At 61.5% G+C, this 20,368-nt stretch carries 18 protein-coding genes; 12 read left to right on the forward strand and 6 right to left on the reverse strand.

Annotated features, from left to right (window positions below; translation table 11 throughout):
• Positions 1–224 precede the first annotated feature (224 nt).
• From EN818_RS18465 to EN818_RS18475, 3 genes are all read left to right on the forward strand, one after another.
• Positions 225–746 carry a sigma-70 family RNA polymerase sigma factor gene (locus EN818_RS18465; RefSeq protein WP_245420386.1) on the forward strand — a complete coding sequence of 174 codons (522 nt, stop codon included), beginning with the start codon at positions 225–227 and terminating at the stop codon, positions 744–746.
• A 130-nt stretch (positions 747–876) separates the two neighbouring features.
• Complete coding sequence (locus EN818_RS18470; RefSeq protein WP_245420385.1) at positions 877–1,518, forward strand: hypothetical protein; 642 nt, start codon at positions 877–879, stop codon at positions 1,516–1,518.
• A gap of 512 nt (positions 1,519–2,030) precedes the next feature.
• Positions 2,031–2,327, forward strand: a complete 297-nt coding sequence (locus tag EN818_RS18475) for a hypothetical protein (protein ID WP_129553846.1) — start codon at positions 2,031–2,033, stop codon at positions 2,325–2,327.
• 385 nt (positions 2,328–2,712) lie between these two features.
• On the opposite strand, the gene EN818_RS34320 is transcribed toward EN818_RS18475, so the two are convergent.
• Both EN818_RS34320 and EN818_RS18490 read right to left on the reverse strand, forming a co-directional pair.
• Positions 2,713–3,267, reverse strand: a complete 555-nt coding sequence (locus EN818_RS34320; protein ID WP_095806845.1) for an SH3 domain-containing protein — start codon at positions 3,265–3,267, stop codon at positions 2,713–2,715.
• Positions 3,268–3,359: 92 nt separating this feature from the next.
• A complete protein-coding gene (locus EN818_RS18490; protein ID WP_095806844.1) occupies positions 3,360–3,785 on the reverse strand; it encodes a hypothetical protein in 426 nt (141 codons plus the stop codon).
• A gap of 679 nt (positions 3,786–4,464) precedes the next feature.
• Here EN818_RS18490 and EN818_RS18495 point away from each other — a divergent pair.
• Positions 4,465–4,761, forward strand: a complete 297-nt coding sequence (locus EN818_RS18495) for a hypothetical protein (RefSeq protein WP_095806843.1) — start codon at positions 4,465–4,467, stop codon at positions 4,759–4,761.
• Positions 4,751–5,341, forward strand: a complete 591-nt coding sequence (locus EN818_RS18500) for a hypothetical protein (protein WP_095806842.1) — start codon at positions 4,751–4,753, stop codon at positions 5,339–5,341. Before EN818_RS18495 ends, EN818_RS18500 begins: the two co-directional genes overlap by 11 nt.
• A gap of 116 nt (positions 5,342–5,457) precedes the next feature.
• On the opposite strand, the gene EN818_RS18505 is transcribed toward EN818_RS18500, so the two are convergent.
• The 3 genes from EN818_RS18505 to dctP form a co-directional block, all read right to left on the reverse strand.
• The gene (locus tag EN818_RS18505) at positions 5,458–6,828 is read right to left on the reverse strand and encodes a TRAP transporter large permease subunit (protein ID WP_095806841.1); all 1,371 of its coding nucleotides are present in this window, start codon (positions 6,826–6,828) and stop codon (positions 5,458–5,460) included.
• A 3-nt stretch (positions 6,829–6,831) separates the two neighbouring features.
• The gene (locus EN818_RS18510) at positions 6,832–7,917 is read right to left on the reverse strand and encodes a TRAP transporter small permease subunit (RefSeq protein WP_245521425.1); all 1,086 of its coding nucleotides are present in this window, start codon (positions 7,915–7,917) and stop codon (positions 6,832–6,834) included.
• Between the two features lie 78 nt (positions 7,918–7,995).
• On the reverse strand, positions 7,996–9,114 hold the full coding sequence (dctP, locus tag EN818_RS18515) for a TRAP transporter substrate-binding protein DctP (protein ID WP_095807028.1): 1,119 nt from the start codon (positions 9,112–9,114) through the stop codon (positions 7,996–7,998).
• Positions 9,115–9,574: 460 nt separating this feature from the next.
• On the opposite strand from dctP, the gene EN818_RS18520 reads away from it, so the two are divergent.
• The 7 genes from EN818_RS18520 (at position 9,575) to EN818_RS18550 (ending at position 15,328) form a co-directional block, all read left to right on the forward strand.
• Positions 9,575–9,886: a thioredoxin family protein gene (locus tag EN818_RS18520; RefSeq protein ID WP_348626974.1), complete on the forward strand. Its 312-nt coding sequence runs from the start codon at positions 9,575–9,577 to the stop codon at positions 9,884–9,886.
• A 10-nt stretch (positions 9,887–9,896) separates the two neighbouring features.
• Positions 9,897–10,616: a cytochrome c biogenesis CcdA family protein gene (locus tag EN818_RS18525; protein ID WP_135904825.1), complete on the forward strand. Its 720-nt coding sequence runs from the start codon at positions 9,897–9,899 to the stop codon at positions 10,614–10,616.
• Between the two features lie 348 nt (positions 10,617–10,964).
• A complete protein-coding gene (locus EN818_RS18530; RefSeq protein WP_095806837.1) occupies positions 10,965–11,516 on the forward strand; it encodes a TetR/AcrR family transcriptional regulator in 552 nt (183 codons plus the stop codon).
• A gap of 40 nt (positions 11,517–11,556) precedes the next feature.
• Positions 11,557–12,660 carry a mandelate racemase/muconate lactonizing enzyme family protein gene (locus EN818_RS18535; RefSeq protein WP_095806836.1) on the forward strand — a complete coding sequence of 368 codons (1,104 nt, stop codon included), beginning with the start codon at positions 11,557–11,559 and terminating at the stop codon, positions 12,658–12,660.
• A 15-nt stretch (positions 12,661–12,675) separates the two neighbouring features.
• On the forward strand, positions 12,676–13,407 hold the full coding sequence (locus tag EN818_RS18540; RefSeq protein ID WP_095806835.1) for an SDR family oxidoreductase: 732 nt from the start codon (positions 12,676–12,678) through the stop codon (positions 13,405–13,407).
• The gene (locus EN818_RS18545) at positions 13,407–14,138 is read left to right on the forward strand and encodes an SDR family oxidoreductase (protein WP_129554091.1); all 732 of its coding nucleotides are present in this window, start codon (positions 13,407–13,409) and stop codon (positions 14,136–14,138) included. Before EN818_RS18540 ends, EN818_RS18545 begins: the two co-directional genes overlap by 1 nt.
• Positions 14,139–14,197: 59 nt before the next feature.
• Positions 14,198–15,328 carry an alcohol dehydrogenase family protein gene (locus EN818_RS18550; RefSeq protein ID WP_245420396.1) on the forward strand — a complete coding sequence of 377 codons (1,131 nt, stop codon included), beginning with the start codon at positions 14,198–14,200 and terminating at the stop codon, positions 15,326–15,328.
• 139 nt (positions 15,329–15,467) lie between these two features.
• On the opposite strand, the gene EN818_RS18555 is transcribed toward EN818_RS18550, so the two are convergent.
• The gene (locus EN818_RS18555) at positions 15,468–20,273 is read right to left on the reverse strand and encodes a winged helix-turn-helix domain-containing protein (protein WP_129553847.1); all 4,806 of its coding nucleotides are present in this window, start codon (positions 20,271–20,273) and stop codon (positions 15,468–15,470) included.
• Positions 20,274–20,368: the final 95 nt, after the last annotated feature.

Here is a 20,368-nt window from a genome sequence, read left to right on the forward strand (position 1 = left end):
GAGCCCGACGTGGAAGCGTTTCGAGGCCATGTCGGAACCAGGGAGCGGCGCAAGCAACTGACGATGCATGGCTCTCAGTTCTTGCAGCCGGGAGGAGTACGCTCCCATCCGGCCCAGCGGTTGCCTGTCCCTGTCCTTGACCGCTGGGCCGCGCGCTTTGGCGCGAGCGGGTTGGCTAGGGTGGCCCAAGGAGTAGAAACAGCTCTGGTGATATGAAAACGAAGTTGGACGTCATACCGTACCTGGAGGATCTTTGGCGTTACGGTCGCGTCCTGACCGGCAACGACTCTGAGGCGGATGATTTGGTTCAGGAGGCGCTTGTCCGCGCCCTGTCAATGGCCACCAGCTATGACAGTTCTCGCCCATTGCTGCCCTGGCTCGTTACGATCGTTCGCAACACGTTTCTCACACATGCTAGCCGGGCCCATGCCGAACGGCAGCGCCTAGCAACATTCGCGGATGTGTCCGAGTCAGCATTGCCGCCTGCGCAAGAGCATTCTGCGGAACTCTCCAATGTAAGAAAGGCTCTGGCGCGAATTCCGGCCGATCAAGCCGAGATACTGCATCTGGTCGGGGTACTCGGCTTCACCTATGCGGAAGCGGCCGAGCTGCTGGGCGTGCCGTCAGGAACGGTGATGTCCCGCCTGAGCCGCGCTCGCGCGGCGTTGAAGCAAAACCTGGAAAATACGGACGGCGGGTCTTCCCGTCATTTCAAGATCGTGGGAGGGCGCGATGTGGCCCACTGATAAGATTTCCGAAGAGGATATCGGCCGCCTGCTGGACGGTGAGCTTTCGCAGTCGCAGAGATCCGACCTGCAAGCCCGGCTTGCACGAGAGCCGGAACTGGCGGCGGAGGTCTTTGCTCACGCACAGGCTATGGAGGCGTTGCGCGACTCCCAGCCGCGGCGGCTGTTCCCGCCCAGCGCGAGCGTGGAGAAGGCGAAGCGACTGGAAGGAGCGTTTCGCCGCAGGAAGGTGCTTAGCCTGCTCCGGCTTCAAGTCGCCGCGGTCGCGTTGGTGGCGATCGGCTGGTCGGCCAACTCGTTGACCGTGCCGCTTCGCCAGGGAGGCAAGACGGCTGACGAAACCTTCATCCTGGCCGCGAGGGACGCCTTGCGCGTCGCGCAGCTCAATGCAGGCCCGGAGAAAGGTGCCGAGCCGAAGCAGGACAAGATCGAACGGCTGGTTGGCGCCGTCAACGTCAGCATGCCGGCTCTTCCGTCTGTTTGGGTGGTCAAAGATGTCCAGGTGCAGCCCTGGAATGGTCAACAAAGCCTGGTTGTGACGGCTGACACACCAAGCGTCGGGCGCATCACCCTCGTCGCCGCCCCAATGAACGGCGAAGACGCAGTCCCGCCGACTCCGGCCACTGACGGCCGCGTCCCAACGGTCTACTGGCAATCGGGGGGTACGGCCTACGCCTTGATGGGCTCGGCCGCTCCGGACAGGCTCGAAGTGGAAGCAAAGCAGATCGAAGTCGCTACGCGGAGGAATGTTTCTCACAAGATAAGAGGTTGATCACCGCCCAGGATTGATAGCCGCATTCCGTCCGCGATCCGCCAGAGCCGCCCACCGTTCCGGTCTAGCCGCTTCGCCTTCGGAGAGGATTCTAGAGAGACCTTACGATGAACATTTTGCCTTTTGAGAGGAGATATTTTCCCTCCTCATGCCCGGTCTGCGCTGGAACGGCTTTGGAGGCCGAAATCACGTTCCGCAAGGTAGAGTTTCAGTGTGCTTCTTGCGGTGCCTTTGAAATCACCTCGGCGGCGCGAGCCGCCATGAAGGGACTCTCCCAGGAGAGTCGCGGGGTGTGGCTGGCGCAGGCGCGCCAACACGGTTCAGCGATACCGCTCGTAGCTTGCGCAAACGAGACCTTGTCGCATGGGGCCGCGTTTTGACCCCGCGTCATAACGATCAGGAAGTGCGACCGCGCGGGCGCTTCCTCACGGCCCGGCGTCAGGCTGGGGTGATGCCGGGCCGTTACACCGTGATGCTTGCCGACTTCTTCAACCAAGGAGAGGTAACTTGTTTTGAATAAAACCAACGCGATGCGCAGACTGAACGACTACGAGGAAGTTGGTTTGATTGGGTATCCCTGCGATGGGGAGTACATCGCGGTGGTGGGCACCAACAAACCTCAAGGTTGGCTGCTTGGGGGAGAGTTGTGTGGGCTGAATGGAGCGATCCTCGCCGATCAGGCCGCGGCATTGCCGAGATATTATCCGCAAGGCTGCCGCCTGGTCCTGGCCACGGTAAGGGACGATTGGGTCGTCGCTATCCGGGATTATATCCCGCAGGCGAAGGATCGGCCCGAGTTCCCGTCGTGACGGCCAGATCGGACGACCGAGACATAAGGCTTGCCGATATCCGCGCCGCGACGATGCTGCTAGCGTCGGAAGTGCCATAGCGGGCTATCTTGCGGAGCGGCCGATCTCGGCCACAGGCAAAGATTCAGCAGGCACTTGTTACCGCTACGTCGGGCTTGCGGCACGGCTGCCCGACGGACATTACGATGTTCAATCGCTCTCTCCTGGTGAATGGATCAAATCGGAAGACGCGATTGATGTCCGCCTCGATCCCAGTGCGCAAGCGAGGCGCTTGTTCGATCAGAATCGGCCGGAACCCGGCGGCTGCGAGCCAAAAGGCAAGTGTAGGTCCCGCAATGCCTCCGCCGGAAATCAATACGGTTCGGTCGGTCATATATGGCACCGTTCAAAGCACTTCGCCGGGATATGCGCCCCACAAGTCGGTTTGTCTGACGAAGCCGGTCGTCATCCCTAGGGCAACAGCGCACCATTTCCCGTCACACCCTGTCAGTCTGACCCCGACGCGAGGCTCGAGCCAGGCCGTGATAGGACCATCGATTGTCGGTTTCTTGCGCAGCGCTACTTCATTGTTCGCCCAGGGAGCGACAATACCGGTTCTGCGCCCTGACAACAGCGGACTGTAGATCCATCCGGTGGTCCCCTCCCAATCCCTTACACGGCGCCAATTGTCATACTCTTGGTAGATTTCCAGGGGGATGCCCGGTCGTGTCATGACCCATTCAATGTCGTAGCCTGTGCCCGGCCCGACGCGCAGATTGGCGGGTGAAGCTTTCAGTGAGACGAAGCGGGGCAGCGGAAGAGTCCGGACCTCAGCCCGCAGCCCTGTCGTCGTTGCGGGTATCGAGACCAACGCAGTTGTAAGAATGAGAAGGACGAATACGAAGTGTAACCGTCGTTTGACCTGCCGGCGGACTGTCAAGAAACCGACACCGGAATGCATGGTCGTTCACCTGCGAATGCGAAAGGGATCGATCATCATCGTCAGCCGTGGGAGACGCCGCCCGATGGCGCACTCCGGACGAAAAGTGGCGATCAACCTTTGCTGTTGTCCTGAGCCACGTTGCTGGTCGGGATCGTGTCCATTGCCGCCAATTTTTCCGCGCACAGGTCCGCGGCTCCCGGGGCGTCTTTCTTCATTCCGGCCAGTTTCACCCACCCGCCGTCGCTGATGAAGCTGTCTCTCTGGTAGGAAGACGTTCCCTTGAGCTTGGCCAGGTTATCGCCGGCGTTCGACGCTGTGATAAACTTTTGGACGCAGAGATTGGCGACGAGTTCGGCCCTGGCCTTCATTGCCGAGGTCTTCGCCATTTCAGACGCCGTTCCGGCCGTGGTCCAACCGCCGGCCGTGAAGCCGACGATCATTGTCAGCACCACGGCGCCCGCGACCGACCAAAACCAGAGTGTCTTAGAGGGCTGGTATTCTTCGAAGCGCTGCGAAATCGTTTGATTGCTTGCCATGTGTTCCTCCCGTTCGAAATGCGTTCTTGTTTCGGATTGATTTCCGCCGCCGGGCTATCGGTCGACTTGGCGTTTCTCCGCAGGGGCGACCCAGCTTGGAAGATGGGGCAGGGGGACGCCCGGTCCGATTGGCAGAATCTTCGGTCGTGAGCAGGTCGGCGCAGATACTCGCACACGCGTGCTCATCTCCCGCATTCGGGCGCCTGAGATGCTGTGCTTGAGCACCCGGAAATTTTCAAGAATGGTGAGTGCGGACAAACTTCACCTCGATGCTTCATATACCAAGCTTGCCCGGAAACTATTCCGAGCCAGTCGCAAACATTGTCGTCATTTCGCCGGCTGTACCCAAGGACAAGCTCTCAAGAGCATGTCTTGCCGCGTTGCCTCCGAGCATGGACGAATCCTGGGGCAGGCACTGGCGACACGAGGCCATAGCTGGGCGAAGCAAGTCTGAAGGAGAGATATGGGACGCGGTGATCCGCTCCGTGCCGCTTGGCTCGGCGAACCCTGTTGAGCTATGTGAGGTTCGCTGGACTGAGCGCATACGAGCCCGGCGCTCGAGCATCCGCGATGCGCCTTACGTCAACAACCTGTCTACATGCACAGTTTGCAGAGACTCGAGTGCTTCTTGCAAATGTGTTGAACGTATACTACGTTATGTTCAACGCAGGAGGTTGGCATGGGTGCTCAAATCCATACTGCTGCAGACAGCGAAGCAAAGGTCGCGCTGACCCGTAACAAGCTGGTCCTTGAGCAGGCGAGGGCCGTTGGTCTGCTCGGCTCTGCTAAGAACACGCGTTTGTCGGGGCGTGTATCGTCGGACCTGCTCGCCGCGGCCAAGAAGCGCGCCCACGTCACTTCGGACACCGAGTTGTTGGAGCTTGCGCTGTCGCGCCTGGCGCTGGAGGACGATTTCGGGGCTCGTCTCGTCAAGCGCAAAGGCAGCATCCCCTCGGATATCGACCTTGGGATTTGATCTTTCCGAAACCCTCCGAGCACTCAAGCCCCAGAAACGCCAGGGAACACTCGCGCGCCGGGCCGATGACGATCTGCCATGGAGCGACGACGAACCGATTATCGGCGGTCCATTGTTTCTGGACACCACCGTCTATCTGGATGTTCTGCAGGGTCGATCGCCGGCAGGGGTGGATACGCTCTTAACGTATCGGCTGTGCCACCATTCGGCGGTGAGCCTTTCCGAACTGACACACATGTTCGGCCGACTGGATCCGAAGCATACATCTACGAAGGCTGTTCTGGAAACGATCCAAGCCACGATCGCGGACATACCGCAGCACAGAATTCATGCCCCCGATATTGCAATCTGGGGGCAAGCCGGCATCCTCGCTGGCCTGCTCTTCCGAACGAGCAATTTGCCAAAGGGCGAAGGTTACGAACGCAAGTTCCTCAACGACGCTCTGGTTTTCCTTCAGGCGCGGCAACTGGGTGCAAGCGTGCTCACGGGGAACGTCCGGGACTTCGACTTTCTTTCCCAACTCGTTCCGACAGGGCGCATTGTTCTGTACCGCACGCCAGAAGCGTCGCGATCTGTATGAATTGGGAATGGTTCAGATCGTTCTTGATGACACCAGTACGGCGCATTGCTGCTCAAGTCGAGACCGAGCCAGACGAAAGAGATCTGCGGCGTTGATGACGAAAGCCGCAAACGCGGTCAATTGCCTCCGTACATGACCTTCGGCAGCCAGAGGACGATCGAGGGAAACACGATGCACAGTGCCACTCCGACCGCCTGCAGGCACAGGAAGGGGACCGCGGATCGGAAGATCGTCGCCATCGATATCTCCGGCGGGGCAACACTCTTCAGATAGAACAGCGAATAGCCGAACGGTGGGCTCAGGAACGCCATCTGCATGTTGACCATGAAAATGACGCCGTACCACAGCGGCACGTCTTCAGGAGCCACACCGGCCAGGCCGAACGTGCCGCCGAATTCGAGCGACTTAAGGATGGGCAGAAATATCGGCACGGTGAGAAGGAGAATGCCCACCCAGTCCAGAAACATGCCAAGGACGAACAGGATGATCATCATCAGAACAAGGACGCCGTAAGGCGCCAAGCCTGTTCCGAGTATGGATTCGGCGACGAAGTTCTGCCCGCCCTTGAGGATGAAGAAGCCGACGAACATGGTGGCGCCGAAGAATATCCACATGACCATCGCCGTGGCCTTGAGCGTCGCGACACTGGCTTCCCGGATCGTGTCCCAGGTTAGGCGCCGGTGTGCGGCGCAGACGATGAAAGCACCGAACGTGCCGATGCCGGCGGCCTCGACGGGCGTGGCAATGCCCATGAAGATGACCCCGAGCACAAGCAGGATCAGCAGTATCGGCATGAACGTGCGGCGCAAAAGCTTGAGTTTTTGGGCGAAGGCGATGCGTTCGTTCGGCGGCAACGCTGGGCCGAGCTTGGGGTTGATGTAACAGCGCGCCGTCACGTAAACGACGTACATCCCGGACAGCAGCAGCCCAGGAAACACCGACCCGATCAAGAGTTCGCCCAGCGACTGCTGCGCGACGACGGCATAGACGATCGCCATGACGGAAGGCGGTATGAGAATGCCGAGGGTCCCGCCAGCAAGAAGCGAGCCGCAAGCGAGCTTGGCGTCGTAGTTGCGGCGCAGCATGGCAGGCAGCGCGATCATGCCCATCGTCACTTCCGTCGCCCCGACCACGCCGACCATCGCGGCCAGCAGCGTGCAGGAGATCACCGTGGCCGAAGCGAGCCCGCCCTTCAGTCCGCCCAGCCATTTGTAGACGACATCGAACAACTCCTCGATGATGCCCGCCTTCTCGAGGATCGCGGCCATGAAGATGAAAAGCGGCACCGCCGAGAGCTGATAATCCGTCATGAACGGGAAGACTCGAGACGGCAGCATGTTCAGCATGGCCGAATTGCCGAACAGAAAGAGGAAAAGCACGGCAAGGCTGCCGGTGCAAAAGGCCATCGGCAATCCGAGCAGCAAAAGCACGCCCAGACCACCGAACATCAATATGCTGAGCCAAAGGATCGGAAGCTCGAGACCCATCGCTCAGCTGGTCCTTCCGAATGCAGTGGCGATATCGCGCATCAGCCGGGACAGACCCTGAAGCAACAGGAGCGCCGCCCCGATGGGGATCGCGAGCTTCACCGGCCAGTATTGAATGCCCCATTCCGTGAACGAGCGTTCGCCAACCGCCATGGCGTCACTGGCAAAACGCCAGCCTGTAACCAGCATGGTCCCCGTGAACAGGAAGAAGAAGGCCGAGGTGATAATGTCGCAGATGGCCCGACCGCGCTCGGAGAGGTGGCTGTAGACGATGTCTACCCTGACATGGGTCTCGTCGCGATAGGCATAGGCTCCTGCCAGCATGTACTGGATGCCAAACATAAGAAACATGCTCTCATGCACCCAGTTCGTCGGCGAATTGAAAACGTAACGGGCCACGACCTCGTAATAGTAGGCGATGACCGCGAGGACCGACCAGTAGGCGACCAACTCGCCCGTCACTTTGACCAGCCGGTCGACCGGACGGAAGACGGCGAGCGGAGCTTTGATCGGCGTGGCAGGCACGTCGGTCACCAAAGGATGGGTGCCGGTCGGGGCCACTTGAATCTCGCGTTCGCGAGCGCGGCGAACCAGGCCCGGCATCAGAAAGATGTCGCCTGCGAGAACGATGCCGAGGAGAATTCCGGCAATTCGGGCAACGGTGTTCGAGCGGGCGAGCTCAGCGAGGGCGGCAGCGTTATTGGTACGCGTGGTTGCCGCATCCGCCTCGGCCTTGGGGAGGCGACCGGCAGCACCGCTCTTGCCGGACGTGATGTCGGCTCTGGTTTGCGCCAGGGCTCTTTCGGCGTGTTCGGCCTGGGAGCGGGTCAGAGACAATGTTTCGCGCCCATCCCGCACCTGGGCACTGGTCCAGAGAACAGCGACGAAGAACGGGATGAACAAGAACCCCCAGCGGCTCTTCAGGTAGAAACGGTGCATGCCTAGAAAACCGGCTGTGACCAGGAAGAAATAGGCGAGGAACAGGTTGGCTCGGCCGGCATCGGGTCGAGCACGCTCGCGATAGACGAAGAAGACCGCGGCAATCGGAAAAAGCACGAGGCTCGACCAGTAGAGCCAGTGCGGCAGCACAAATGTGAGTGAGGGCATCGGCGACTGCCTCTTGAAGGAGAGTGCGCCCGCCCGGGCAGGGGCCGGGCGCGGAGAGCCTCAGAGGTTGATCGATAGTCCCTGATACATTTCCGGCGTTACGTAGCCGACAGTCGGATTCTCCATCACCTCAAGCTGCAGCTTGAAAATGCGCGCCGCGTCCTTGTCCTTGTTGGCCCACTCGAACCAGATCGGCACCGCGATTTCCTGGAACTTCTGGAGGTCCTCCGGTCCAAGCCGATTGATTTCAATGCCCGCGTCGGTGAATTTGTGCCAGGCCTCCATGTCGGCCTTCTGGATCGCCCCGAAATGGGTGTTCGAATAGACCTGGATCTCGTCTTCCACGAACTTCTTGAGCTTATCGGGGAGTTGGTTCCAGACATTCATGTTGACGGCGAAATCCATCAGGTCGACGGGCTGATACACCGACATCAGTCCGGGCGGTCCCATGGAAATGTATTTGGTCACCTGCTGGAAGCCGAGCGCCCAGTTTACCGCCGGTCCCGTGTAGTCGGCCGCATCGATCGTGCCTTTCTCCAGCGCTGAGAACACCTCGCCGCCCGGCAGCAGCGTGGTCTTGGCGCCGGCTTTCGCGAATGTCTCTGCGATCATCCCGCCCGGTACACGCAGCTTCAGATCCCTGAAATCCTCGATCGAGCGGATCGGTGTCTTTGAGTGGATGATGTTCGGGCCGTGATGAATGCGGTTGACGTAGTAAAGACCTTGTTTGGCATAAAGGTCGCGCGCGGCCTGCAGGCCGCCTTTCGAATAGAAAAAGATGTCCCATTCGTGCGGATAGCGTAGCCCCATCGTGTAAGAGGACAGGAACGCCGTAGCGGGAAGCTTACCGGCCCAGTACAGTGAAAACGAGTTCATCGCTTCGAGGACGCCGTTCTTCACCCCATCGAGGAGTTCAAAGTCGCCGACGATGTCCTTCGCCTTGAACGGCTGAAATTCGAGCTGGCCGCCGGTCTTTTCCTTGATGGTCCCGCACCAGTTCTGGAAAGTTTCAAGCCCGACACCGGCAGGCCATGAGGTTTGAATTTTCCATGTGATCGTGTCGGCGGCTCCGGCCCTTTGAACCCAAGGAGACGTAACCGCCGTCGCCGTTAGCCCAGCGACAAGTCCACTCGCCTTCAGAAAGCTTCGCCTTGATTTGGAATGCGTTTCCCGATCCATCGTCTTTCCTCCCTGCGCTGCAACGGACATACGATTGAGCCGCTGCCGACCTCAAATGATAGATAATCTCACAAGAGACACCCTTTGCTGGCCAACCTGCCTTCTCGCAATCGTTTCCAGCCGAGCTGCAAGCGCCGTCAAAGATGCGGAAGAAACCCCACAGCCTATAAGGTAACATAGTACGGTGCAGACTTTTTCAAGCACCGCGCGCCAGTAGACATTTCAGACGGCATTTTTGGCGTTGATCTTTCCGGCTGCTCGGCGGATCGGCAACGTTGCCGCGAACCTGTAACGATTGGCCGTGGCGGCACGAATAACGAACTGTGATCTCATGCCCGCGTGTCGGGCCTGTCCGCAACGCCATGGAGTAGGAAAAATGCTCGACCGCCGCAGGTTTCTCATAGCATTGAGCGTCTTATCAAGCCTGGCTTGCGCCCAAACGGCCAAGGCCGGCGATCGCATGGCCTATACACCGCAGGCGTTCGAGGACGCACAGAAAGCGGGCAAGCCGATCCTGGTCGACATCAGCGCCTCGTGGTGTCCAATCTGCAAGGCGCAGAAGCAGGTCCTGGCCAAGCTACTGCCGTCGGCCGCATACGCGGACATAGCCGTCTTCGAGGTCGATTTCGATGCGCAGAAGGATGTCGTCCGCGCCTTTGGTGCCCGGATGCAGAGCACGCTGATCACCTTCAAGGGCAAAAAGGAGGTCGGCCGGCTCGTCGGCGTCACCAAGGCGGACGCCATCAAGCGGTTGCTCGACAGCACAAGCTGACCAACGGGCGATGCCGTTCGGTTTCGGTCTTTCGTTCTTGGCAGGGCTGTTGTCGACGCTGTCGCCCTGCGTGCTGCCGCTTATCCCGGTCGTGCTGGGCGCTGCTGTCGCCCAGCATCGCTACGGGCCCGCCGCGCTGACGGCCGGATTGGCGATATCCTTTTCAGCGATCGGACTTTTCGTCGCCACGATCGGGTTTTCCATAGGAATAGATAGCGGAGTCTTTCGCAGAGCCGCCGCGGTGCTGATGTTTGTTCTCGGCGCGGCGCTGGTCTTGCCGGGATTGCAGGCGCGGGTCGCACTGGCCGCCGGTCCCGCCGGCAACTGGATCGAGCAGCGTTTCGGCAGTTTTTCGGCCACAGGCCCCTGGGGCCAGTTCGGCGTCGGCCTGCTGCTTGGCGCCGTGTGGAGCCCCTGCGTCGGCCCGACGCTCGGCGCGGCTTCCGTTCTAGCCGCTCAGGGCCGGAACCTCGGCCAGGTTGCCGCAACCATGGTTCTGTTCGGGATTGGTGCCGCCCTGCCTCTGTTGATCCTCGGCAAGCTGTCGCGCGAAACCTTGCTGCGCTGGCGTGGCCGCATTGCCGGTGCCGGCGGCGGCCTGAAGGTCGCGCTGGGCGCCGTGCTGATCCTGACTGCCATGGCGATCCTTTCTGGTTATGAGAAGAGGCTGGAGACCGTGCTGGTCGATATCTCTCCCGAATGGCTGACGGCGCTGACAACGCAGCTCTGAATCGCCTAAAGGCTTCCGGCGGCGGCATGCCCCGTCCGTTTTCCTTGCTGGAACACGAATACACGTTCTCGCGATCGCGGGCCGAGCCCATGTGCCCGGCGCAAACTCACGCCGACATGCGCAGCGTAAGAAAACTGTTTGAGTATTGCAAACTCACGTAGTGGAGGTCTCGGCAGCACCTGCTGGCCGTACCCGAAACGCGAGTGCGAGCCAGATCAACGGCGAGATCGCACGGAACTGCGTCAGGAGTATTCCCGCCACCGCGCCTTGCTCCAGGGCGGCGTTGTCCTACCAAAAGGAGTCGCTTTCAAGCCAGCAAAGTAGAGCGTTCACTCTACCGTTGGACGCATGAGCACGACAAAACAGAAGATCGCGAGCGACCTCGACCGGCAGTTTGCCGAACAAGGTTTTGCCGAGCAAGGCGTGGAAGCACTGCGGGCGGGAGCCGACGTGTCCCTGAGGACGCTCTACAAGTATTTTCCAAGCCGGGAAGCCATGGTGGTGGGCGCGCTGGAGCATCGTGACAAGACCTATTTCGATTGGCTTGCGGGTGGCCCTGAAACTGGGATCGATCATGTCCTTTATCCAATCATCCGCCTCGGAGACTGGTTGAATGAAGTGGCCAACACTGGTTGTCTCTTTCTGAATGCCTTGGCCGAGCATCCCGAGAGCGCCGCAATCCGAGAGATCGTCACGGATCACAAGGCTCGGCTCGCCGATGAGTTTCGCATACGTCTACAAACCATCGCGCCCGACAGAGATATCGAGCAAGTCGCCGAAACGCTCTTCCTTCTTCACGAAGGCATGACACAGACAGCCCGCCTGCAGGGGCGGAATCGGGCGACGGCTGCGGCCCTTCGAGCGGCGAAGGCAGCCCTTGCGGCCGAAGGTATCGCATGAATTCCTTTCCACCAGTTCTGAGCGCTTGGGAGCCTGACACATGAAGATCAAGCAAATCGATGTCTATAGTCACGATCTGCCGGTAAAGAACGGCCCCTATACGATGGCGAATGCAAAGGTGTGGTCGTTGAGGACGACACTTGTCCGCCTCGTCGGGGAAGATGGAACCGAGGGATGGGGTGAAACCTGCCCCGTTGGCCCGACTTATGCCGAATCCCATGCCAGTGGTGCGCTCGCCGCGCTCACGGAAATGGCTCCGGGGCTCGTAGGCTCGGAAGTCTGGCCGCTCTCTCTCCAGCGCCAGATGGACAGCCTGCTGAACGGGCACAATTACGCTAAGGCAGCCATCGACATGGCGGCGCACGATCTTATCGGCAAGAAGCTCGGTTTGAGCGTTGCCCAGCTTTTGGGTGGCGCGGCAACCGACAAGGTGCCCTCCTATTACGCGACCGGTGTCGGCACTCCCGATGACATTGCCCGTATCGCCCGCGAGAAGATGGAAGAAGGCTATCCGCGCCTGCAGGTCAAGGTGGGCGGTCGCCCGGTTGAGGTTGACATCGAAGTCGTCCGCAAGGTGTGGGAAGTGATCAAGGGATCGGGCATGCGCCTGGCGGTCGATGCCAATCGCGGCTGGACCACGCGTGACGCGCTTCGGGCAAGCCGTGAATGCCTCGATGTTCCGTTCATCATGGAGCAGCCGTGCAACACGATTGAGGACCTCCAGAAGATCCGGCCGCAGGTGCACCACGGCATCTACATGGACGAAAACAGCGTCAACCTCAGCACCGTGATCACCGCAGTCGGCACCGGCCTCGTCGACGGGTTCGGCATGAAGGTGACCCGCATTGGCGGTCTGCACAACTTCGCGACCTTCCGCGACATCTGCGCCGCGCGCAATCTTCCGCACACCTGCGACGACGCCTGGGGTGGCGATATTCTCGCTGCCGCCTGCGCGCAGGCAGGTGCAACCATTGGCCCCAAGCTGTGCGAGGGTGTGTGGATCGCGGAGCCGTATATCGAGGGCAATTACGACAGCAGGAACGGTGTCCGCATCGAAGGCGGTCACATCGCACTTCCGAAGGGCCCGGGTCTCGGCGTGACGCCTGACGCAGGCATCTTCGGTAGCCCCGTCGCAAGCTTCTGAACCTTGGACAGTAGTATGAGATTTTCTGGAAAACTCGCGCTTGTAACCGGGGCTGCCGGTGGCATCGGCGCCGTCATCGCGAGGCAGCTTCGAGCCGAGGGAGCCCGCGTAGCGGTTGCTGACCGCGACGTGTCCGGTGTCGAGGCCGATGCCCGTTTGCCCGGCAACCTGCTGGAAGCATCCTATGCCGACGGCTTGCCCCAGGCGGCCTTCGAAGCGCTCGGCGGCCTCGACATCGTCATCAACAATGCCGGTGTGATCACGCGCGGCAAGGTGACCGAAACGACCGATGCCGACTGGGATCTGTCGGTGGGCGTCAACGTCCAGGCTCCATTCCGGATCAGCCGCGCCGCAATCCCGCTGCTTGCCGCGCGCGGCGGCGGCGCAATCGTCAACACCGCTTCGTGCTGGGGCCTTCGTCCCGGCCCGAACCATGCGGTCTATTGCATGACCAAGGCGGCGATCGCCTCGCTGACCCAGTGCATGGGCATAGACCACGCGCACCAGAACATTCGCATCAATGCCGTCTGCCCGAATGAGGTCAATACGCCTATGCTGCGCACCGGCTTCATCAAGCGCGGCTTTGATCCGGACACGGCGGTTGCCGAACTCGGAAAAACCGTGCCGCTCGGCCGCATCGCCGAGCCGGAAGATATCGCCGATGTCGTGCTTTTCCTTGCTTCGGATGCGGCGCGCTACATGTGCGGCTCGCTGGTCGAGGTCAACGGCGGAAAGGCGGTGGCGTGATGCGGTTCGAAGGCAAGGCGGCGCTGGTCACGGGCGGCCGGTCCGGCATTGGCCGGGCGATCGCCCTGAGGCTCCGGAACGAGGGTGCACGCGTGTTCACTGCCCAGCGCGGGCAGGACGTGGAATTCGAGGGCATTGCGGCGGATTTCACCGATCCAGGTTCTGCTGGAAAGACCGTGGAGGCTGTAGTGGCCAAGGCCGGCCGGCTTGATGTCCTCGTCAACAATGCGGGCATGATGCAGGAAGCGCTGGTCGAGGACATGTCGCTTGCCGACTGGGAGCGGAATGTTGCCGTCAACCTCACCACTCCGTTCATGCTGATCAAGGCCGCGATGCCGCATCTGAAGGCGTCGAAAGGCGCCATCGTCAATATCGGCTCCATCGAAGGGCTGGGATCGAACCCGAAGCATGCGGCCTATTGTGCGTCGAAGTCGGGCTTGCATGGGTTGACCCGCGCTGTTGCCGTCGATCACGGGACTGAGGGTGTCCGCTGCAATGCGGTTGCGCCGGGCTGGATCGACACGGACCTGAACCAAGATTTCATCGAGAGTATGCCGGACCCAGCTGCCTTCCGCCACGAGATCGGCCGCATCCATCCGGTCGGACGTACCGGCAAGCCGGAAGAGGTCGCCGCGCTTGTCGCCTGGCTCGCCTCGCCGGAAGCAGGCTTCGTCACCGGCCAGGTCTGGACCATCGATGGCGGCCGCATGGCAAAGCTCAGCCTGCCCTGAACGGCTTGGATGACAGCGAAAGCCGCCTTGCAGGAACACCAACCAAGGGTATTGGTGAAATGAACAGGCCTGGCAAAGAGGGTGCCGTCAGCAGCAAAGCCGAAATTCCGACCACCATGATGGGCGTGGTTCTGGTTGGCCATGGCGGATTTGACAAACTGGAATTTCGCACCGACCTCCCGGTTCCGACGCCTGCCGCTGGCGAAGTGCTGATCCGAGTTTCGGCCGCAAGCGTCAACAATACGGACATCAACACGCGGATCGGCTGGTATTCGAAGGCGGTCACGAGCGGCACTGATTCCGGTGCAAGGCAGGGCTTTGCTTCGGCCCAGGATGATGACACAAGCTGGTCTGGCGTTCCGCTTGCGTTTCCGCGTATCCAGGGTGCCGATTGCTGCGGACATATCGCCGCCGTCGGCGAGGGCGTGAGCCGTGACCGCATCGGAGAGCGTGTCATCGTCCGAAATCTTCTCCGCACCTATGTCAATTACCGGCCCTTCGAGTGCTGGACATTCGGCTCGGAATGCGATGGCGGTTTCGCCCAGTACACCAAGGCTCCCTCTCGTGAAACGTTCAAGGTCGATTGCGACTGGAGCGACAATGAACTCGCGGCCATGCCTTGCGCCTATTCCACGGCTGAAGGGATGCTGCATCGGGCCAGCGTAGAGGCTGGAGAGCATGTCGTTATCACCGGCGCTTCCGGCGGTGTCGGCTCCGCGGCCGTTCAACTGGCCAAGCGGCGCGGCGCCTATGTGACTGCAATAGCAGGACGGCAAAAAGCACAGTTGTTGCTGGACCTCGGCGCGGATCAGGTCGTTGCGCGCGGCGAAAACCTGGTCGCCAGGCTTGGCAAGGAGGCGGTGGATGTTGCGATCGATGTTGCGGCTGGCCCCGGTTTTCCGGCTTTGCTGGATGTTCTCAAGAAGGGTGGCCGCTACGCCGTTGCTGGCGCGATTGCCGGCCCACTTGTCGAACTCGACATTCGCACTCTTTATCTGAAGGATCTGACCTTCTTCGGCTGCACCTTCCAGGAAGACATCGTCTTCGACAATCTCGTCTCCTACATCGAGCGTGGAGAGATCCGTCCTGTCGTGGCCAAGACCTATCGGCTGGAGGAGATTGCCAAGGCCCAGCAAGACTTTCTGTCAAAATCCATCGTCGGCAAAATCGTGCTTGAAATCCCTGCTTGATGATTGATTTCGGGCTCGCCGTTCGCGGTGGCATGCCACTGCCGCCGGCCAAAGGCGCTGGAATGACGGGTTCTCAAACGCTATCGGCGTACCAAAGCGCCCATCTCTTGGGATGGCGGTTCACTGCGCCCCATTGGTCTCAGCCCGGACAAGTACCTGTTGCAGGGTCTGCAGGCAGGAAGAAGCTTCGCCGCTCGCAAGGGGTGAGTCGGCGAGGGACGGCACGCCGGGCGAAGTCAATGAGGTCCTTGGGGGTCCGGAAGAGGCGGACGATGCGGACAATTTCTTCGCCGGAAACAATCGCGACCTGGGTGCCGTCGGAGCTGAAAGCTGCACGTGTAAAGCCCGGTCGAACGGCTGCTTCGTCCGGGCCGCCGAGGACGGCAATCTGGCGCGCCGATTGCGTCGACCACAGGCGGACCGTGTGATCTTTCGAGGACGCGGTCACGACGTACAAACCACTGGGGCTGAACCGGGCGCTGTCCACGGCGCCGCTGTGGCCCCTCAGAACGGCCCTTTCCGGTCCTCCTGGGACGCCCCAGATCCGGACGGTTCCATCGCGTGAGCCAGTCAACAGCGACTGACCGTCGGGGCTGAAGGCGACCACCGTGACCGCCCCGGTGTGTCCCTCTAGAATTCCGACGTTTGCTCCGTCCGCGGTCGACCAAATGCGGGCCGTGTGGTCGAGGGAGCCGGTGGCGACCAGTCGGCCATCCGGGTTGAAGGCCGCTGCCGTAATGCGATCCTGATGCCCCACAAGCGCCTTGAGTTCAGTCCCGCCCGTCTTAAGGATGTGGCCGGCATTGTCTTCCCTGGCCGCGAGGATCAGACGTCCGTCGGGGCTAAGGATGGCCTGCGGCAGATTGCTGCTCGTATTGATGGCGGCCAGCTCGGTGCCGGTCGCCGCGTCCCACAGCTGCGCGGTACCGTTGATCGATGCGGTAAGCAGCGATTTGCCATCGCGGCCAAACTGGATCTGGATCAGGCCGCCATGGGACCGGAACTGGGCGGTCTCGGATCCGCTCGCCACATCCCAAATTCGGACCTCGCCCCCAAGGGATGCCGTCGCGACGCGCCTTCCGTCGGGACTGAACGCCGCGTTTTGAACGATCTCATGGGTATCGAGCCGGATTGTCTCGCGCCCGCTGACGACGTTCCACAGATGCGCCGCGCTGTCGCCGCCACCGGTCAGCAGGTGGACATTGTCGGGGCTGAAGACCGCGAAAGTCGGCCGATATTCATGAGAAAGCGTTGTCGTCAGGGCACCGTCGACATCCCACAGCCGGGCGGTGCCATCGTGTGAAGCCGTGAGAAGAATGTTGCCGTCAACCGGACTGAACTCCAGATGCTCAACCAAAGATTCATGACCGGCGATCGTCGTGACCAACGAGGCGCGTTCAACGTCCCAGATGCGGATCGGCCCATTGACCGAGGCGGTCGCCAGGAAGCGGTCGTCCGGGGTGAAAGCACCGTTCATCTCCTGATCGCGTTCATCGGTGTCGGTGTCTGCCTTCAGCCCGGAAACCTCCTGGCCGAGCACATCATCCAGCGTTCCCAACGCTCCGTCCCAAATCCGGGCAGTGCCATCGAGGGATACCGTAGCGATTCGCTGGCCCCCATGACTGAAAATCACGCCGTTCAATTGCGTGTCGCTCTTGCTGCCGGCCAACTTTGCGATCTCCGTTCCTTTCGACAAATCGAAAAGGCTGGAAGTGTCGCGGTGTGAATGCCAACCCCACGGGCCGGCCAGCATTCGGCTTCCGTCCGGGCTGAACGCCAGGGTGTAGGGCCAGTTCCCTGGGATTGACCGCGTCAGTACGCCATCTGCGGTATTCCAGATCGAAACAAGATGCTTGCGTGCCGCCGCGAAGCTGCGGCCGTCTGAACTGAAAGCAGCGCGCGCATATCCGTCGCTGTCTACACTCAGGAGTTTCTTTCCGGTCCGAGCGTCCCAGAGCGTTACATCGCTGTCCTCCCCCGCCGTCAGCACCCGGGTGCCATCCGGGCTAAAGATTGCCGTTGGATAGTTGCCTACCGGCCGCAGGATGAAGAGCTGTTCTCCCGAGACGGCGTCCCAGAGACGTGCAGTGCCGTCCCTCGCGGCCGTCAGGATCCGGCTCCCGTCTGGGCTGAACTCGGCCCTCTCCAAGGCCTCTTCATGACCTTTTAGAACTGCAGTTTCGGCGCCGCTGGAGATGTCCCAGACGGCTGCAGTTTTATCGTAGGATGCGGTGACGATGCGATCGCCGGTCGGATTGAATGCCGCATCCGCCACACCGGCGCCAGGTCGAAGGATTTTGATCTGGTGGTGCGCCAGCAGAGCCTTGTAGAGGGCTGCCTCCGCCTCGAAGAGATATGGCCGCTCGGATTGGTCTTTCGAGGGCAGTGCTTCAAGCGCCAACAGGATCGCAGCCTCGGTGTTGCCTGCCGCGGTGGACTGCTCCGAAAGGAACGAGAGCGAAAGGAACTGATTGCGGATCGCCTGGTCGCGTTGGCCCCTTGCTTCCTCCCGCGCTTTGAAGGCGACCAGTGCGCCTGCGCCCGCCATGAGAGCGAGCGTCAGCGCCACAATCGCGGCATTGCGCGTCCGCCGGGCAAGCCGGTTTGCTGCGGTGGCCGCGAGGCTCCGGCGCTCGGCCTCGCGCTCCAGGCGCTCGCGTTTTGCCTCTTCGGCGGCCTCGATCAGCGCCAGCTCTGCGTGCCGGTCCTCCTCCTCCTTCTGCCGATGGGCACGCAAGGACGCCTCGATGTATTCAAGGACGGCATCGTCGACCTCCTCGCGTCTTGACAGCATCAGTTCCTCGCCCTCCGCCAGGCGTTTGCCGGACGGAAGGAGAAGCTCTCGATTCCTGCTCTCCAGGTGCCAGCGGTGGGCGTCGGCCCTGAGGCGCTCGCGCGTCGCGAGAAAGTTCCGGTTTGCATTCACAATGTCACGGGCGCGCGGCCAACGGCTCAACAGTGCTTCATGCGCAATGCGAACGAAGACGTGCCCTTCGGCGTCCTCATCGCTGACGAGGAGCCGTGCGTCGATCAGGGCGCTGACAAGGGCCGATCGCGTCGAAGTGCTTGCAATTTCGGTGAACAGGGCCGGACGTGCCGTGACCGTTTCATCGCCCAGACTTGCCGTGGTGAGGGCGCGCAGCACCGCGGGCAAGGCCTCCTGGATCTCGGGCGCCAGCAAGTCCACGACTTCGTCGGCGCGGCTCGCGATTGCGCCCTCGAGCCCGCCAAGCGCACGATAATGCGCAAAGGTGAGAACGCGGCGCTCGCGGCCGGCCTCGTACAACGCGTCGAGGACAAACTCGAGCAGCGGCAATGATCCGGGATCGGCAGCTGCCGCCGCCTGCAGCACGTCATCGAGCCGCCCCAACTCGGCACTCTCCTCGAAGCGGAGACCGGCCACGACCGCTGGTTCGCGGATGATCTGCGCGATCTCCGGGCCAGTCGGCGGCAGCAGTTCATAGCTGGCCAAGCCGTCCTTGAGCGCCGAGAAACCCGGGACCTCGCCGCAGCGGTGAAAGAAGTCCGAACGGATCACCGCCACCACCCAGACCAGTCCGCTGGCGGCCAGCACCGCCATGAACCGCACAAGGGCTTCGCGAGTCGCCGGCTGCCTCTCCGTGGTGAACAGCTCCTCCAGCTGATCGATGGCCACCAGCAATCTGATTTGCGGGCGGGCCGGGCCGGCGGCTTTGCGAAGCGCCTGTCGGACCATCGCCAGCGCTTGATCCGGCGCGCTCCTGCAGAGCCGAGCAAACTCTGCGGCTGTTGCTTCGCAGGCGAGTTCCGGCACGGCAGCTTCGTGAAGCAGGGCCGCAGCCAGCACAGCGAATACATCCGGTCCCTCGGAGAGGCGGATCAGGCAGCGGCGCCACAAGGATATGCCTGCCACGGCTCCAGGCCGCGTCAATGACGGCAGCAGGCCAGCGCGCAGGAGGGAAGACTTGCCGCAACCGCTCATCCCGTAGATGAGCAGGAATGCCGTACCGCTTGCTGCCTGCTGCTCCAGCCTGGCAGTGCAGGCAGCAATCGCCCGCGCGCGGCCGAAGAAGAGATCGGCATCTTCGAATTCGAAGGCATCGAGACCACGAAACGGCGACCTGACCGGCTCCTCCGCAGCAAGCGGTACGCGGTAGATGCGCAACGGATGCGCGAGGTCCTTCAGCGTGTGCTCGCCGAGATCGACAAATCCCAGCGGGAGTCGATCGTGAGCCTGGGCGTGGACCGCTTCCGTGACGCAAATTCCGCCCGGTCGGGACAGGCTTTGCAGTTGAGCCGCGACCTCCACGGCCTCGCCCGCGAGGCGGTCGCCATCAGCGATGACATAACCCAGGTGAACGCCGATGCGGAAGCGCAGGCGCTTTGCCTCGGGAACTTCGCAGTTCCGCCTGTCGACCTCATGCTGGATTTCACTCGCACAACGCAACGCCTCGACAGGGCCCGTGAACTCCGCGACGACGCTTTCGTCGGCGCTCGCGAACACACGGCCCGCATGTTGCACCAGCAGGCGATCGAGGATCTGCCTGTGCGCTCGGATAGGTGCCGCAGCGCCCCGCTCCTCCTTGTCTGCCGGGCGGCCCTCAGCGGCCAGTTCTGCTGCCAGGATGGTGGTCATTCTCGGTCCGGCATTTGAGGGAAGGACCAACCTGTAGCCGCGCCTCGGCACTGTCTGCACGATGGCCTGGCAACCGTCGTTGAGCGCCGCACGGATCTCGTGAATGCATTGCACCAAGCTGTCATCGGTGACGGCGATCCCGTTCCAGACCGCCCTCATCAGGTCATCCTTGGTGACGACGCGATCAGCGTTCTCCAAAAGGTGACGAAGCACCGCGAAGGTCTGGTGGCGAAGTGCGATTGTCCTGTTGGACTTGTCGCGCAAGGTCTCGCTGCTCACGTCGGCGGTAATGCCGTTGAGTTCGAACGTCGTGGGCAGCGGGCTGTTCAAGCCGGTTCCCTCAAGCACGAAGCCGCAGTCCAATGCTTCGATCCTAGCACGGTTTGGCGGTTCGGAGAGGCATCATCATCCAAACCGGGTTGGGG

It is taken from the genome of Mesorhizobium sp. M3A.F.Ca.ET.175.01.1.1, assembly GCF_004791945.1.
Taxonomy (GTDB): Bacteria; Pseudomonadota; Alphaproteobacteria; order Rhizobiales; family Rhizobiaceae; genus Mesorhizobium.